The sequence below is a fragment of the Citrobacter sp. wls615 genome, assembly GCF_005281355.1.
GTDB lineage: Bacteria > Pseudomonadota > Gammaproteobacteria > Enterobacterales > Enterobacteriaceae > Citrobacter > Citrobacter werkmanii.
The window spans coordinates 348,895-364,212 of the sequence record NZ_SZXM01000027.1; the positions used below are offsets into that span (position 1 = coordinate 348,895).

14 protein-coding genes are annotated in these 15,318 nt (G+C 53.7%); 5 read left to right on the top strand and 9 right to left on the bottom strand.

The genetic code is table 11. The features are described from left to right. Window positions 1–56 precede the first annotated feature (56 nt). The 3 genes from brnQ to phoB form a co-directional block, all read right to left on the bottom strand. The gene (brnQ, locus tag FDX04_RS11335) at window positions 57–1,376 is read right to left on the bottom strand and encodes a branched-chain amino acid transporter carrier protein BrnQ (RefSeq protein WP_038638153.1); all 1,320 of its coding nucleotides are present in this window, start codon (window positions 1,374–1,376) and stop codon (window positions 57–59) included. 404 nt (window positions 1,377–1,780) lie between these two features. After that, window positions 1,781–3,076, bottom strand: a complete 1,296-nt coding sequence (phoR, locus tag FDX04_RS11345) for a phosphate regulon sensor histidine kinase PhoR (RefSeq protein ID WP_137360384.1) — start codon at window positions 3,074–3,076, stop codon at window positions 1,781–1,783. Between the two features lie 50 nt (window positions 3,077–3,126). Beyond that, window positions 3,127–3,816 carry a phosphate response regulator transcription factor PhoB gene (gene phoB, locus FDX04_RS11350; protein WP_003021496.1) on the bottom strand — a complete coding sequence of 230 codons (690 nt, stop codon included), beginning with the start codon at window positions 3,814–3,816 and terminating at the stop codon, window positions 3,127–3,129. Window positions 3,817–4,006: 190 nt separating this feature from the next. Between phoB and sbcD the strand changes: the two genes are divergently transcribed. From sbcD to araJ, 3 genes are all read left to right on the top strand, one after another. Beyond that, a complete protein-coding gene (gene sbcD / locus FDX04_RS11355; RefSeq protein ID WP_137360383.1) occupies window positions 4,007–5,209 on the top strand; it encodes an exonuclease subunit SbcD in 1,203 nt (400 codons plus the stop codon). Next, on the top strand, window positions 5,206–8,352 hold the full coding sequence (sbcC, locus tag FDX04_RS11360) for an exonuclease subunit SbcC (protein WP_137360382.1): 3,147 nt from the start codon (window positions 5,206–5,208) through the stop codon (window positions 8,350–8,352). The genes sbcD and sbcC overlap by 4 nt, the downstream gene beginning before the upstream one ends. A gap of 173 nt (window positions 8,353–8,525) precedes the next feature. After that, complete coding sequence (araJ, locus tag FDX04_RS11365) at window positions 8,526–9,695, top strand: MFS transporter AraJ (RefSeq protein ID WP_137360535.1); 1,170 nt, start codon at window positions 8,526–8,528, stop codon at window positions 9,693–9,695. Window positions 9,696–9,701: 6 nt separating this feature from the next. Here araJ and mak read toward each other — a convergent pair whose 3' ends face one another. Beyond that, entirely contained in the window at window positions 9,702–10,610 is a 909-nt protein-coding gene (mak, locus tag FDX04_RS11370) for a fructokinase (RefSeq protein ID WP_137360381.1), read from the bottom strand. Between the two features lie 91 nt (window positions 10,611–10,701). Here mak and rdgC point away from each other — a divergent pair, with 91 nt between their 5' ends. Continuing rightward, a complete protein-coding gene (gene rdgC / locus FDX04_RS11375) occupies window positions 10,702–11,613 on the top strand; it encodes a recombination-associated protein RdgC (protein ID WP_003021479.1) in 912 nt (303 codons plus the stop codon). 50 nt (window positions 11,614–11,663) lie between these two features. Here rdgC and ppnP read toward each other — a convergent pair whose 3' ends face one another. The 5 genes from ppnP to FDX04_RS11400 form a co-directional block, all read right to left on the bottom strand. Next, window positions 11,664–11,948, bottom strand: a complete 285-nt coding sequence (ppnP, locus tag FDX04_RS11380) for a pyrimidine/purine nucleoside phosphorylase (protein ID WP_038638136.1) — start codon at window positions 11,946–11,948, stop codon at window positions 11,664–11,666. A gap of 71 nt (window positions 11,949–12,019) precedes the next feature. After that, complete coding sequence (locus FDX04_RS11385) at window positions 12,020–12,697, bottom strand: AroM family protein (protein ID WP_061381539.1); 678 nt, start codon at window positions 12,695–12,697, stop codon at window positions 12,020–12,022. 247 nt (window positions 12,698–12,944) lie between these two features. Then, on the bottom strand, window positions 12,945–13,136 hold the full coding sequence (gene yaiA / locus FDX04_RS11390) for a protein YaiA (RefSeq protein ID WP_042310190.1): 192 nt from the start codon (window positions 13,134–13,136) through the stop codon (window positions 12,945–12,947). Between the two features lie 26 nt (window positions 13,137–13,162). Continuing rightward, on the bottom strand, window positions 13,163–13,708 hold the full coding sequence (gene aroL, locus FDX04_RS11395) for a shikimate kinase AroL (RefSeq protein ID WP_137360380.1): 546 nt from the start codon (window positions 13,706–13,708) through the stop codon (window positions 13,163–13,165). 185 nt (window positions 13,709–13,893) lie between these two features. Then, window positions 13,894–14,349 carry a YaiI/YqxD family protein gene (locus FDX04_RS11400; protein WP_042310194.1) on the bottom strand — a complete coding sequence of 152 codons (456 nt, stop codon included), beginning with the start codon at window positions 14,347–14,349 and terminating at the stop codon, window positions 13,894–13,896. A gap of 148 nt (window positions 14,350–14,497) precedes the next feature. On the opposite strand from FDX04_RS11400, the gene proC reads away from it, so the two are divergent. Beyond that, on the top strand, window positions 14,498–15,307 hold the full coding sequence (gene proC / locus FDX04_RS11405) for a pyrroline-5-carboxylate reductase (RefSeq protein WP_137360379.1): 810 nt from the start codon (window positions 14,498–14,500) through the stop codon (window positions 15,305–15,307). Window positions 15,308–15,318 lie beyond the last annotated feature (11 nt).

Below are 15,318 nucleotides of genomic sequence, written 5' to 3' on the forward strand. Positions count from 1 at the left end.
TAAAAAAACCACGGGGCCATATTAATAGCCCCGTGGTTAAAACTTATTGTCAGTGATTAGTGCGCGCTGGAGGTCACTTGTCGACCCGCGGCGCGATCCCAGATAATTGCCAGGATCACCATCACGACTGTTGGCATCAACCACGCCAGCCCTTGTTCCGCCAGCGGTAAACGCTGGGTCCAGGCCGGTAACACGTCGCCAATTGCAGAAGCTTTAATGCCATCAAGGATACCAAAAATCAGGCTGATAAACATCGCAGGTGCAATGACGCGGGAAGAATTATGCCACCATGAGCGGGTAAAACTTAATACAACCAGTGCGATACATGGCGGATAGATAGCCGTCAGCACCGGAATAGAGATCTGAATCAGATGGCTCAGCCCCAGGTTAGAGACCACCATCGAGAAACCGCCGAGGATAAATACCAGCGTACGATAAGACAGAGGAACGTACTGGGCAAAGAACTCTGCGCACGCACAGGTCAGGCCAACCGCAGTCACCAGACAGGCGATGAAAATCAGCGCCGCCAGCAGGAAGCTTCCTGCGCCACCAAAGGTGTGCTGAACATACGCATGCAGAATCGCCGCGCCGTTAGCTGACTGATCGACCAGAATCGCACTATCGGAACCCAGACGGAACAACGCAAGGTACAGCAGCGTTAAGCCCACACCCGCCATCAAACCTGCCCAAACGGTGTAACGGGTCAGCAGACGCGACTCGGTAACGCCACGCGAGCGGGCGGCGTTAACGATAACAATACCAAACACCATCGCGCCCAGCGTATCCATGGTCAGATAGCCATTTACGAAACCATTCGAAAATGCTGCGGTTTGATAGGCTTCCATCGCATTGCTGATCGGGCCTGCCGGCCAGACAATCGCGGCGACAGACAGTACTACCAGCGCGAGAATTTTCAGCGGAGCAAGGAAGTTGCCGACGGTATCCAGCAGTTTGCCCGGATACAGCGACACCAGAATAACAATCGCAAAATAGACCACGCTGTAGATGAACAGCGGCAGCGCGGAATCACCGGTCAGCGGCGCAATCCCGACTTCGAAAGAGACCGTTGCGGTACGCGGCGTCGCAAACAATGGACCAACCGCCAGATAGCAAACGGTAGCCAGCAGCAACCCAGCAACCTTACCGATAGGCGTACTCAGGCTGTCCACACCGCCACCGACTTTCGCCAGCGCGACAACGGTAAGTACCGGCAAACCAACGGCGGTAATCAAAAAGCCAAAAGCCGCAGTCCAGACGTGTTCGCCTGCCTGCAAACCAACCATTGGGGGGAAGATGATGTTACCTGCACCAACGAACAGTGCAAATGTCATAAATCCCAAAGCGATAATATCGCGCGATTTTAACTGATGGGTCATAAAGTCTTACAGCCTGTGGATGTGGTGTTGAAAACAATAAATTTTTGCCTTTCCCTGGGGGACAATACAGCGGCATTTTTACTCAATTCCAGCGGGAAACACTCCCGACCTGGCGCGGCGAAGAATAGTTTTTCGATTTACCGCGTAAATGCAGTCGGTATGACAGCATCTGGAGCGCAATTTAAACGCTTATAACGTTTTAAAGCAAGGTGGGATCCAAAAACCAGAACAATATAGCGATATGAAAATTCGAGTCAGCACAAAACACCATTTCATGGAAAAAGGTATGGATAATAGTTCGAACAAAAAACAATCAAACGTCGCAAAATTCAGGATGTAACTATTGACCACATAAAAAAACCAGCTCGCGCTGGCTTTTGGAAAGATTATCTTACGAATACGGGTTAATCGTTACTTTTGGTCATTAAACGTTCCGGGATGACGAAACTAAATCGCGTCCCTTTGCCCGGCATACTTTCGATATTCAGGCGGCTATCGTGATGTTGCAAAGCATGTTTCACGATAGCCAGACCCAGTCCACTCCCGCCCGTTTGTCGGGATCGCGCTTTGTCCACACGATAGAAGCGTTCGGTCAAACGAGGAATATGCTCCGCAGCAATACCTGGCCCATTGTCCTCGACGCTAAATTCCGCCCCGGTGGCAATATGCTGCCAGCGCACGGTGATGTGCGTACCCGCGGGGGTATGATTCACCGCGTTATACACAAGATTCGAAATAGCGCTACGCAGTTGATCCTCATTTCCACGCACGCTCAGGCGGCTATCAATATCAAAAGTAAACGTATGATTATTCTGACTCAGCGTTTGCGCCTCGTGTTCAACCACGCGCAGCATCATCGGCACGTCCACCTTCTCATTGAGCAGCAGCGCTGGCGCGGCCTCTATTTTCGACAGCGTCAGCAACTGCTTCACCAGCCCTTCCATGCGGTACGTTTGCTCACGCATGGTATGCAGCGCTTTTTCGCGCGTCGTTCCTTCCAGTGGATGCTCCTGCATCATTTCCAGGTAACCTTGTAGCACCGTCAGCGGCGTACGCAACTCATGGCTGGCGTTGGCAAAAAAGTTACGCCGCGAACCTTCCAGTTGGTGCATCTGGGTAACATCGCGCGCGACCATCAGCAATTGCTTATCGGTATAGGGCATCACGCGAATTTCCAGATGCCGCCCGGTATTGAGCACCAGATTGATTGGCCGACTAAAATCACGCGTTTTCAGATATTGCGTGAATTCCGGGTAGCGCAGCAGGTTAAGAATATTTTGCCCGCTATCGTCCGGCCAGCGCAGTCCCAGAACCTGCTGGGCCAGGCCGTTACACCAGAAAATGCCGCCCTCTTCAGTCGTCAACACCACCGCATCGGGTAGCGATTCCGCCCCACTGCGAAAACGTTTAATCAGATTACCCAGTTCCCGGCGGCGCTTTTTGTTGCGCAGCTGCATTTGGTGCAGCCCGTACAGCAACGGCTCCCAACTTCCGCGCCCCGGCGGCGGCGTCATACTTCTGTCGACCCATAACCACCAGGACAAACGTAATAAATTCCAGAAATGCCAGACAAGCAGGCCCGTTACCGACGCCAGTAAAAACCAGGGCAGGTAACCAAAAAAAGCGCTAAGGATAAATGCCGGTATGCAGCACAGGATCAGCTCCAGTACCAACCTTTTCCATGACAATCGTTCTAGCAAACGTCTTACTCCATAAACGGCCTAATCCATCAGGCCTATATTCATGTCAGTCAGAAGCGGGTCGAAAAACGATATCCCGTCCCACGAACCGTCTGCACCATACGATCGTGTCCACTGTGCTCCAGCGCTTTACGCAAGCGGCGGATATGCACATCCACTGTCCGGTCTTCCACGTACACATTGGTACCCCAGACATGATTGAGTAATTGCTCACGACTATAGACGCGTTCAGGGTGGGTCATAAAGAAGTGCAACAGTTTGAATTCTGTCGGCCCCATATCCAATGGATCCTCGCCGGTCATCACGCGATGCGAGGTTGGGTCAAGGCTCAGCCCCTGCATCTCAATAACCTCTTCCACCGCCATAGGGGAAATACGACGCAGAACCGCTTTAATACGCGCCACCAGCTCCTTGGGAGAAAACGGCTTAGTAATATAATCATCCGCACCCGTTTCCAGACCCCGGACGCGATCTTCCTCTTCTCCCCTTGCCGTCAGCATCATGACGGGAATATCCCGCGTCATCGCTTCGCGCTTGAGATGTTTAATAAACTGTAGGCCCGAGCCGCCGGGTAGCATCCAGTCAAGCAGGACGAGATCCGGCCAGGGTTCATTGAGTTGGTTCACAGCACTGTCATAGTCTTCGGCTTCTACGGGTTGAAAACCGTTTTGCTCGAGCACGAAGCAGACCATTTCACGAATTGGAGCTTCATCTTCTACGACCAGAATACGTCTCGCCATGATTTGCCCTGTTTATAATTAAATCGTTTGCCATCAATACGGTGCCATTATGCGTCAGTTTTATGACAGATTTATGAAAAGATAGTCCAGGTTTAACGCAGCCCCGCGAATTATGACAGCCCTTAAACAAGATATTACCGTCCTTGCAGGGTTATAATCCCCGCCACTGTTTTATCGTCATGGAACTCTTATGCGCATCCTTCACACGTCTGACTGGCATCTGGGCCAAAATTTCTACAGCAAGAGCCGTGCCGCTGAACACCAGGCCTTTCTCGACTGGCTGCTGGAAACGGCACAATCCCAGCAGGTGGATGCCATTATTGTGGCGGGCGATATTTTCGATACCGGCTCACCGCCAAGCTATGCCCGTGAGCTGTATAACCGTTTTGTCGTTAATCTGCAGCAAACCGGCTGTCATCTGGTGGTACTGGCCGGTAACCATGACTCCGTCGCCACGCTCAACGAATCCCGCGATATTCTGGCGTTTCTCAACACCACAGTGATCGCCAGCGCTGGCCATGCGCCGCAGGTGCTGTCGCAACGCGACGGCACGCCGGGTGCGATCCTGTGTCCGGTTCCTTTTTTACGCCCGCGCGACATCATTACCAGCCAGGCAGGGCTGACCGGACAAGAGAAACAGCAGCATTTGCTATCGGCTATCACCGACTATTACCAACAGCAATATCATGACGCCTGTACGCTGCGTGGCAACCAAAATCTACCCATCATTGCGACCGGGCATCTGACCACCGTTGGCGCCAGTAAAAGTGACGCCGTACGTGACATTTATATTGGTACGCTGGACGCCTTTCCGGCGCAAAACTTTCCACCAGCCGATTACATCGCGCTGGGACATATTCACCGGGCGCAGGTTATCGGCGGGACCGAGCATATTCGCTACTGCGGTTCACCAATTGCGCTCAGTTTTGACGAGTGCGGCAAAAGCAAATGCGTCCATCTGGTGAGTTTCGAAAACGGCAAGCTGAGCGCTGTTGAGCACCTCACCGTACCGGTCACCCAGCCGCTGGCGGTGCTGAAAGGTGATTTAGCCGCGATAACCGCCCAACTTGAACAGTGGCGCGGTATGCAGCAGGAACCGCCAGTCTGGTTAGATATCGAAATCACCACCGATGACTATCTGCACAACATGCAGCGTAAGATTCAGGCATTAACCGAAGATTTACCGGTAGAGGTGTTATTGGTGCGCCGTAGCCGGGAACAGCGGGAACGTATTATGGCGAATGAACGACGTGAAACGCTAAGCGAGCTGAGCGTGACGGACGTTTTTGACCGCCGCCTGGCGCTGGAAGAACTCGAAGAACCGCAACGCGAGCGCCTGAATCAGCTGTTTAGCACCACCTTACACACGCTTGCCGGGGAGACCGAAGCATGAAAATTCTCAGCCTGCGTTTGAAAAACCTCAATTCTCTGAAAGGAGAATGGAAAATCGATTTCACGGCTGAGCCCTTTGCCAGCAATGGGCTGTTCGCCATCACGGGTCCAACGGGCGCGGGAAAAACCACCCTGCTGGACGCCATTTGTCTCGCGCTGTATCACGAAACGCCGCGGCTCAATACCGTGTCGCAGTCGCAAAACGATCTGATGACCCGCGACACCGCCGAGTGTCTGGCCGAGGTCGAGTTCGAGGTCCGGGGCGAAGCCTATCGCGCATTCTGGAGCCAGAACCGCGCGCGCAATCAGCCTGAAGGCAATCTACAGGCTCCGCGCGTAGAACTTGCCCGCTGCGCCGACGGTAAAATTCTTGCCGATAAAGTCAAAGACAAGCTGGAAATGACCGCCGAACTTACCGGGCTGGATTACGGTCGTTTCACCCGTTCGATGCTGCTGTCTCAGGGGCAATTTGCCGCATTTCTCAATGCCAAACCGAAAGAGCGTGCCGAACTGCTGGAAGAGCTGACGGGGACTGAGATCTACGGCCAAATTTCCGCCATGGTGTTTGAAAAACATAAAGCAGCGCGTACGGAGCTGGAAAAACTGCAAGCGCAGGCCAGCGGCGTGACTCTGCTCGCTGCGGAGCAGGTGCAGTCCCTGACAGAGAGTTTGCAGGTACTTACTGACGAGGAAAAACAATACCTTGCCAGCCAGCAGACTCAGCAACAGCATCTCAACTGGCTCATGCGGCAAAATGAGCTACAGGCAGAAATCAACCGTCACCAACAGGCGTTACAGGCCGCTAAACAAGCGCAGGAAGACGCACAGCCACAGCTGGCGGCGCTGAGTCTGGCGCAACCGGCCAGAGCGTTACGCCCACACTGGGAGCGAATCCAGGAACAAACGGCTACGATAGCGCGTACGCGGCAGAAGATTCAGGAAGTGAATGCTCGCTTACAAAGCAGCTTAGCGCTGCGCGGGCGCATCCGTCAGCAGGCGCACACGCAATCGACCGCGATACTCGCCGAACAACAGACGTTAATCGACTGGCTGAACGAACATGACCGCTTCCGCTCGTGGGGCAGCGAACTGGCTGGATGGAAGGCCCTGCTGGCGCAACAGTCCGACGCTAACGTCCAGCTACGCCAGTGGCAGCAATTACGGGAAAACGACACGCGTAAACTGGATGCGTTGGCGCTTCCCACGCTGACTCTTTCGCCGCAGGAAGTGACAGAAGCGCTGGCGCAACATGTGCAGCGCCGTCCGTTACGCCAGCGTCTGAGCAATCTGCACGGGCAAATCGCCCCGAAGCAAAAGCAGCTGGCGCAGTTACGCGCCACGCTTGTGCAGCGTCAGCAAGAGCTGGCTCAGCGCAACGCGGTACTTGCCGAAAAACGTCAGCGCTATAAAGATAAAAATCAGCAACTTGCCGATGTGAGGATCATTTGCGAGCAGGAAGTCCGCATCAAAGATCTGGAAAGCCATCGGGCATTACTGGAATCCGGCAAACCTTGTCCGCTTTGTGGCTCTACTACACATCCGGCTATCGAGCGTTACCAGACGCTTGAGCTGAGCGTAAATCAGGCACGACGTGAAGCGCTGGAAAAAGAGGTCAAAACGCTGGCCGATGAGGGTTCAACCCTGCGCGGTCAGCTTGAGGCAATAACCCAGCAACTTCAGCGGGATGAACGCGAAGCACAGACGCTTTCTCAGGAGGAGCAAGCACTTACTCAAGAGTGGCTGACTGTTACCGCCAGCCTCAACGTATCGCTACAACCGCAGGATGACATTGCCCCGTGGCTTGCCGCCCAGGAAGAACACGAACAACAGCTTCACCAGTTAAGCTTGCGTCATACCCTGCAGGCGCAAATCACGGCGCATACCGAGCAGATTACCCAGCTCCAGCAGCAAATTGACCAGCGCCAGGCGGCGTTAACCGCCGAGCTGGCCCGCCATGGACTGTCCCTTCCTGCTGCAGATGACGCTAATTCGTGGCTGAGCGAGCGGGCGAGAGAAGCGCAAATGTGGCAGCAGCGCCAGAACGAACTCACCGAGTTACAGGCGCAGATAGCTCAGCTCACGCCGTTGCTGGAAACGCTGCCTGAGAGCGATACACTTTCTACAGGTACTGAGAGTCTGTCGCTGGAAAACTGGCGACAGGTCCATGACGATTGCCTGTCTTTACAGGGCCAGTGGCAAACCTTGCAACAGCAGGAGACGCAGGACGTACAGCGCGCCGCAGAAATTCAGGCACAGTTTGATGCCGCATTGCAGGCCAGCATCTTTGCCGATCGTGACGCCTTTGTTGCCGCCCTGCTGGATGAAGAGACCTTTAGCCGTCTGGAGCAGTTAAAACAATCGCTGGAAAACCAGCAACAGCAGGCACAAACGCTGCTTAATCAGGCTCAGCAGGCGCTGGCGAGCCATCACCAGCAGTTGCCAACCGGGGCGGAACTCACGCTCACAGCCCAACATCTTCGCGACGCGCTGGCGCAGCTCACCCAGCAGCTACGGGAAAATACCACTCGCCAGGGTGAAATTCGCCAGCAGCTCAAACAGGATGCTGAACATCGTCAGCAGCAACAGGCGCTGATGCAGGAGATTGAAAAGGTCACGCAGCAGGTTGATGACTGGGGCTATCTGAATGCGTTGATCGGCTCGAAAGAGGGAGATAAATTCCGCAAGTTTGCCCAGGGGCTGACGCTGGATAACCTGGTGTGGCTTGCCAACAACCAACTCACTCGTCTGCATGGTCGCTATCTGTTACAGCGTAAGGCCAGCGAAGCGCTGGAGCTGGAAGTGGTTGATACCTGGCAGGCCGATGCCGTGCGCGACACGCGTACGCTTTCCGGCGGCGAGAGTTTCCTCGTGAGTCTGGCGCTGGCGCTGGCGTTATCCGATCTGGTCAGCCACAAAACGCGAATTGACTCTCTTTTCCTCGATGAAGGTTTCGGCACGCTGGACAGCGAAACGCTGGATACCGCGCTGGACGCGCTCGATGCGCTGAACGCCACCGGCAAAACCATTGGAGTGATCAGCCACGTTGAAGCGATGAAAGAACGTATTCCGGTGCAGATCAAGGTTAAAAAAATCAACGGTCTGGGGTACAGCAAACTCGACAAAATATTTGCAGTTGATGCCTGATAGCTTCACAGGCCGGATCGGCGCCATCCGGCACGAATATGTAGCACAATATTGCATACTCAAAGACGGATATGAAATGGCATTCCACTTCGCTTATCCGCAAGCTATCTCTGTTGGCGGCGAACGTTCGCCGCTATGACGCACATCCGGCGTCTTTCTTGTTGGCAGGTGGTATGAAAAAAGTCGTTTTCTCTTTAGCGCTGGGGACATTTGGGCTGGGCATGGCAGAGTTCGGCATCATGGGAGTACTCACCGAGCTGGCGCGGGACGTGGGCATTTCTATCCCGGCCGCGGGTCATATGATTTCGTTTTACGCCTTTGGCGTAGTGCTGGGCGCGCCGATTATTGCGCTCTTTTCCAGCCGCTTTTCGCTAAAACATATTCTGCTGTTTTTGGTCACGCTATGCGTGATTGGCAATGCCATCTTCACCCTCTCCTCCTCGTATTTTATGCTGGCGGTGGGCAGGCTGGTTTCCGGCTTCCCGCACGGCGCATTTTTTGGCGTTGGGGCAATTATTCTGTCGAAACTGGCACGCCCAGGAAAAGTCACCGCCGCCGTCGCGGGCATGGTTTCAGGGATGACCGTTGCCAATCTGATTGGCATTCCCGTCGGTACCTGGCTGAGCCAGGAATTTAGCTGGCGCTATACGTTCCTGTTGATAGCCGTCTTTAATATCGCCGTTATTGTCTCGATAGCTTTTTGGGTGCCCAACATCAGCGATGAAGCGAAAGGGAATCTGCGCGAACAATTTCACTTTTTGAAAAGCCCCGCCCCGTGGCTGATCTTTTCCGCCACCATGTTTGGCAACGCCGGGGTTTTCGCCTGGTTCAGCTACGTTAAGCCGTACATGATGTACATCTCCGGTTTTTCCGAAACGCTGATGACCTTCATCATGATGCTGGTGGGATTGGGGATGGTATTAGGGAATCTGTTGAGCGGTCGGCTATCTGGCCGCTATACGCCGCTGCGCATTGCGGTAATAACCGACTTCATCATTGTGCTGGTTCTGCTGCTGCTTTTTGTCTTTGGCGGTATCAAAGCCGCATCGCTGACCTTCGCCTTTATTTGCTGCGCGGGCCTGTTTGCTCTGTCGGCACCGCTGCAAATTTTGCTGCTGCAAAATGCTAAAGGAGGTGAGCTACTGGGCGCGGCAGGCGGGCAAATTGCCTTTAACCTCGGTAGCGCAATTGGCGCCTGGTGCGGCGGTATGATGCTGACGCTGGGCTTTGCCTACAACTATGTGACGCTGCCGGCTGCGCTGCTGTCTTTCTCCGCCATGTCATCGCTGCTGATTTACGGTTACCTGAAGCGCGGCGTGCAACAAATTGCACCCGCGACGTAAAACAGATTACGCCTGCGGCCACAGCCAGGCCGCACCGCGTACGCCGCTGGAGTCACCGTGTAGCGCCTTGCGTAGGGGCGTTTCGCATTCGCCGCCAAAGACAAACTGCTTCATCAACGTCGGAACGTTTTGATACAGTCGGTCAACATTGCTCATTCCGCCCCCCAGCACAATGACGTCCGGATCGAGAATATTCACCACATGTGCCAGTGATTTCGCCAGACGCAGCTCATAGCGGCTCAATGCCTGCTCCGCCACAGCATCCCGTACGTTAACCAGGTCGATAATATCGCTGCCCTTGAGCGGCTTACCGCTCAGACGCTGGTAGTCGGTGGCAAAACCGGTCCCGGAAATGAAGGTTTCAATGCAGCCTTGTTTACCGCAATAGCAGGGGACTTCCTGGCGATAACGCAGCTCATCTTCGTCCATCCACGGCAGCGGATTATGCCCCCACTCGCCCGCGGTACCGTTGCCACCCGTGTGCGCCCGACCATTCAGCGCTACACCCGCGCCGCATCCGGTGCCAATAATTACCGCAAACACGGTTTGCGCCCCTGCCGCTGCGCCATCCACCGCTTCAGAAACCGCCAGACAATTGGCATCATTCGCCAGGCGCACTTCACGGTTCAAACGCATACTTAAGTCTTTATCAAAGGGTTGCCCGTTAAGCCAGGTCGAGTTGGCATTCTTTACCACCCCGGTGTAAGGCGAGATTGAACCTGGAATGCCCATTCCCACGGTTCCCGTCTGCCCGGTGGCGTTTTCCGCCATCTCCACCAGCGTGGCGATGGTTTCTATCGTTTGCCGATAATCATCACGCGGCGTGGGTAGGCGATGGCGAAAAAGCTGTTCGCCCGCATCGCCAAGCGCAATAACTTCCGTTTTCGTACCGCCCAAATCGATACCTATACGCACTGTTTGCTCCTCTTCCCGATTAACAATGCAAGCATAGCGACAATTCGCTATCATGCCCGCTGGATTTAACGACAAGGCCGTGGAAATTATCATGCTGTGGTTCAAAAATTTAATGGTTTACCGTCTTAGCCGCGATGTTTCTTTGCGTGCCGAAGAGATGGAAAAACAGCTGGCATCAATGACGTTCACTCCCTGCGGTAGCCAGGATATGGCAAAAATGGGCTGGGTTCCGCCGATGGGATCGCACAGCGATGCATTAACGCATACCGCCAATGGCCAAATTATTATCTGTGCCCGCAAAGAAGAAAAAATTCTGCCGTCGCCGGTTATCAAACAGGCGCTGGAAGCCAAAATATTCAAACTGGAAGCTGAGCAAGGTCGTAAGCTTAAGAAGACCGAAAAAGACTCGCTGAAAGATGAAGTTCTGCACTCATTGCTGCCGCGCGCTTTTAGCCGCTTCAGCCAAACGATGATGTGGATCGACACCGTTAACGATCTGATCATGGTTGATTGTGCGAGCGCGAAGAAAGCGGAAGATACGCTGGCGCTGCTGCGTAAGAGCCTCGGCTCGCTGCCGGTCGTTCCGCTGACGATGGAAAACCCGATTGAGCTGACGCTGACCGAATGGGTTCGCTCCGGTACAACGGCACAGGGCTTCCAGTTGCTGGATGAAGCCGAACTGAAAGCGATCCTTGAAGACGGCGGCGTGATCCGCGCGAAAAAACAGGATCTGGTCTGCGACGAAATCGCCGTACATATCGAAGCGGGCAAACTAGTCACCAAGCTGGCGCTCGACTGGCAGCAGCGCATTCAGTTCGTGATGTGCGACGACGGCTCGATTAAGCGTCTGAAGTTTAGCGACGAGTTGCGCGATCAAAACGAAGATATCGACCGCGAGGACTACGCTCAGCGTTTTGATGCCGATTTCATCCTGATGACGGGGGAACTGGCGGCGCTGATTAAAAGTCTGGTGGAAGGATTAGGCGGCGAAGCACAACGTTAAACCGTGTTTACCGAATGGCGGCTCAATGTCGCCATTCGTCATTTTTACGCTTACAGGTAGCGACAAAGATAGGATGTTGGCTCTGCCACCTGCAGATGAAACTCGCTACTGCCTGGTACGTTAAACACGTCCCCTGCGGCATAGACTTTCCACTCAGTTTCCCCCGGCAACAGCACGTTAAGTGCGCCGCTGACGACAGTCATCTCTTCAGGCGCCGCAGTACCAAAGGTGTATTCACCTTCGGCCATCACGCCAACACTGGCACGGCCAGTACTGCTGCTGGTAAAACCGATGGATTTTACTTTGCCGGAAAAGTATTCATTACTTTGAAGCATACAACTGGCCCTATCTTGTGATTAAGTTAACAACCAATATAGGGGGCTGGCGTTCCACCTGTCACGCAAAATTACGCGAGCAATTCCGAAGCCAGTCGGGCGATCAGCACATTGGACAGCAGAACCGGGACATCCAGCGATTTTTGCAGTAAATCGCGATGACGTTGATTAAAGCCCAGACAATCCAGCATGATCACATCTGCACCTTGCTCAAGCAATTCTTTACCGGCATCAATCAGTTGTTGTTCGGAACCGTGAATCGGATTCGCCACGGCATACACTGGCGGCGTTTGCAACACCTGCCATTTTTGCGTCTGGGCTTTGAGCAATTCCGTGACGGGGACAATAACCCCAACCTGATGCCCTTCCACAATCGAGGCGACCAGCGGAGGAATGATACGTAAAGGTTCCAGCAGCATACTCTTGCGGGCGGTCAGGCGGGCAATTGAGGCCGTACTCATCAGCAGGATCACGTCAAAGCCCTGATTGTCGAGCACTTCTACAATACCCTGCAGTGAGCGTTCCACTTTCTGGCGCGAAACATGGGCAAGTTGATGGTCGCAGAGCAGCGTTAAGAGCGGCTCGTCACCGGGAGAGACCCCGTACTCGGCCATCACATCCTCTCGCCGCATCTGTCCCAGCAGACTGTGGTGAGTAATGTGCTGCTCATCAATATATTCCGTCAGGAGCGGTAACACCTCACTCATCGGCACCACGCCAATCGTGAGGATAGCCAACGACGTACCCATTTTTTGCTCCACCGTCTTCTTACTTTGCTGTGAATTCCCGAATCATTGCCGGGCGCTGACCTGTGCTACAAACGCTCAAAAGCGTAGCAGCAGATCGGCGGTCTATTTTGTAAAGATTCCAAATCATTCCAGTACTGTATTGTTATTGTTTAATTTTCGATTTTTACTGTATATGGCGATATTTAAAAAAATGTGATGTACGCCCGTACTGGGCCTTTTCAGACACCTGCCCGGGCGGTATCCGACATCAGGTTTTGTCGGGATCCTCATAGCGCTTTTTAGCATCCATGGCTTCCTGAGCGGAAGGATGCTCACTGATCAACGAATTCGGTTCCGGGTGATCGGCACGAAGTTGATACCAGGTTACCGTCTGGCCTGGCGTCCCCTTTTCAACCGTTACAATGGTCGCCTGACGCGGATAAGGTGGTTTTGTCGGCATAGCTCTTCCTTTTGTCTGAATGAGCTTTAAGTATAGACACCACCCTGTAACCGTGGCGCTGCCTGCGACAGTATCCCAAGAATGTCGTCCACCACCTGCGAAGGCGGATTGGTCGCATCAATAATATAATGCGCGGCCTCACGGTACAGAACATCGCGCTGGGCAAGCACTTCCTCTACTTCTTCGGTCAACGGCTTGCCGGTTAAGGTTGGGCGCAACCCCTCTTCAGGTGTGGCCTCCAGACGATCAACCAGTACCGATACCGGCGCGCTTAAATAGATAACCACACCGTGGCTACGCATATAATGACGATTAAATTCGGTCAGAATGATGCCGCCACCGGTCGCAACAACCGTTGTCGGAGCCGTGACGGCCTGCAGAGCGGTCGTTTCCTGGGCACGAAACCCTTCCCATCCTTCTCTTTCGACGATTTCCGCTACGGTCATCTGCACGTGCGACTGCAACCAGCGATCGGTATCAACGAACTGGTAATCGATGGCCTTCGCCAGCGCCATACCGGTTGTCGTTTTACCACACCCCCGGGGGCCAACAAGAAAAAGAGGTTGCGTCATCACAGAATTTCCCCAGAGAGCCGCCGACGAGCGGGATCTGATGCTATTAAAGATATAATCATATCATCAAACTAGTACGCCGCCAAAACGTAAAGAAAAAATTACAGAAAGAGTAATGGCGTCAATTAAACCCTACTATAACAAGAATTCACAGGGATGAAAGTGTAAAAAATAAATTACAGATGTTATTTTCTGCGCTGAACTTCCAGCCACCACTTATCCAGCTCAGCCGCAAAATGCTGTCGGTCGCGGGGAGAAAGGCTGTCCGGTCCCCCGGTCTGGATGCCGCTGGCGCGTAGCGTATCCATAAAATCACGCATCATCAGACGTTCGCGAATCGTTGCTTCGGTATAACGTTCGCCGCGTGGATTAAGCGCTGCCGCCCCTTTTTCAATGGCTTCAGCAGCCAGGGGAATATCCGCCGTTATCACTAAATCACCGGCGCTACATTGTCGCACAATCTCGTTATCAGCGACGTCAAACCCGGCGGGAACGCGTAATGTGCGGATAAAACGCGAAGACGGGACGCGCAAACTCTGGTTCGCCACCAGAATAAGCGGCATCTGCATACGCTCAGAGGCGCGGTATAAAATTTCTTTAATCACGTTCGGACACGCGTCGGCATCCACCCATATTGTCATAACCTCTCCCCACTCATGTGTAATCGCACATTGTCTCGTGCTTTTACTTGCAGGCAAAGTGCTGTTTCTCCTTCTGCCCATATTCATTCCGCGCTAAGCTTAGCTTTCCCAGGTAAAACAATGAATATCACGCATAGGGAGTGACAAGATGGACAAAAAAATTGGTTTTATCGGCTGCGGTAATATGGGCAAAGCAATTCTTGGCGGCATGATCGCCAGCGGCCAGGTTCTCCCGGGACAAATCTGGGTCTATACCCCTTCCCCCGATAAAGTCGCTGCGTTGCACGACCAGTACGGTATTAATGCGGCGCAGTCTGCGCAAGAAGTCGCCCAAATCGCCGACATTGTTTTTGCGGCCGTCAAACCTGGCATCATGATTAAGGTGCTGAGTGAAATCACCTCCAGCCTGAACAAAGACTCTCTGGTTGTCTCGATTGCCGCTGGCGTTACCCTCGATCAGCTCGCCCGGGCGCTGGGCCATGACCGCAAAATCATTCGCGCAATGCCAAATACCCCGTCACTGGTTAATGCCGGAATGACCTCCGTCACGCCGAACGCCTTAGTAACGCCGGAAGATACGGCCGACGTACTGAATATCTTCCGCTGCTTTGGCGAAGCCGAAGTGATTGCAGAATCGATGATTCACCCGGTCGTCGGCGTCAGCGGTTCTGCACCGGCCTATGTCTTTATGTTTATCGAAGCGATGGCGGATGCTGCTGTTCAGGGGGGGATGCCCCGTGCGCAGGCTTATAAATTCGCAGCGCAAGCGGTAATGGGCTCGGCAAAAATGGTGCTGGAAACGGGTAAACATCCAGGGGAACTGAAGGATATGGTGTGCTCGCCAGGCGGAACCACTATCGAAGCGGTACGCGTCCTGGAAGAACGCGGCTTCCGTTCATCAGTGATTGAAGCGATGGTTAAGTGCATGGAACAGTCAGAAAAACTCAGCCGATCCTGAGTTAATATCAC

Excerpts from the sequence above, each read along its gene's own strand:
- yaiA (WP_042310190.1), bottom strand. The coding sequence starts at position 13,136 with ATGCCGACAAAACCACCTTATCCGCGTCAGGCGACCATTGTAACGGTT.
- aroL (WP_137360380.1), bottom strand. The coding sequence starts at position 13,708 with ATGACGCAACCTCTTTTTCTTGTTGGCCCCCGGGGGTGTGGTAAAACG.
- FDX04_RS11400 (WP_042310194.1), bottom strand. The coding sequence starts at position 14,349 with ATGACAATATGGGTGGATGCCGACGCGTGTCCGAACGTGATTAAAGAA.
- araJ (WP_137360535.1), top strand. The coding sequence starts at position 8,526 with ATGAAAAAAGTCGTTTTCTCTTTAGCGCTGGGGACATTTGGGCTGGGC.
- phoB (WP_003021496.1), bottom strand. The coding sequence starts at position 3,816 with ATGGCGAGACGTATTCTGGTCGTAGAAGATGAAGCTCCAATTCGTGAA.
- rdgC (WP_003021479.1), top strand. The coding sequence starts at position 10,702 with ATGCTGTGGTTCAAAAATTTAATGGTTTACCGTCTTAGCCGCGATGTT.
- ppnP (WP_038638136.1), bottom strand. The coding sequence starts at position 11,948 with ATGCTTCAAAGTAATGAATACTTTTCCGGCAAAGTAAAATCCATCGGT.
- proC (WP_137360379.1), top strand. The coding sequence starts at position 14,498 with ATGGACAAAAAAATTGGTTTTATCGGCTGCGGTAATATGGGCAAAGCA.
- sbcC (WP_137360382.1), top strand. The coding sequence starts at position 5,206 with ATGAAAATTCTCAGCCTGCGTTTGAAAAACCTCAATTCTCTGAAAGGA.
- sbcD (WP_137360383.1), top strand. The coding sequence starts at position 4,007 with ATGCGCATCCTTCACACGTCTGACTGGCATCTGGGCCAAAATTTCTAC.
- brnQ (WP_038638153.1), bottom strand. The coding sequence starts at position 1,376 with ATGACCCATCAGTTAAAATCGCGCGATATTATCGCTTTGGGATTTATG.
- FDX04_RS11385 (WP_061381539.1), bottom strand. The coding sequence starts at position 12,697 with ATGGGTACGTCGTTGGCTATCCTCACGATTGGCGTGGTGCCGATGAGT.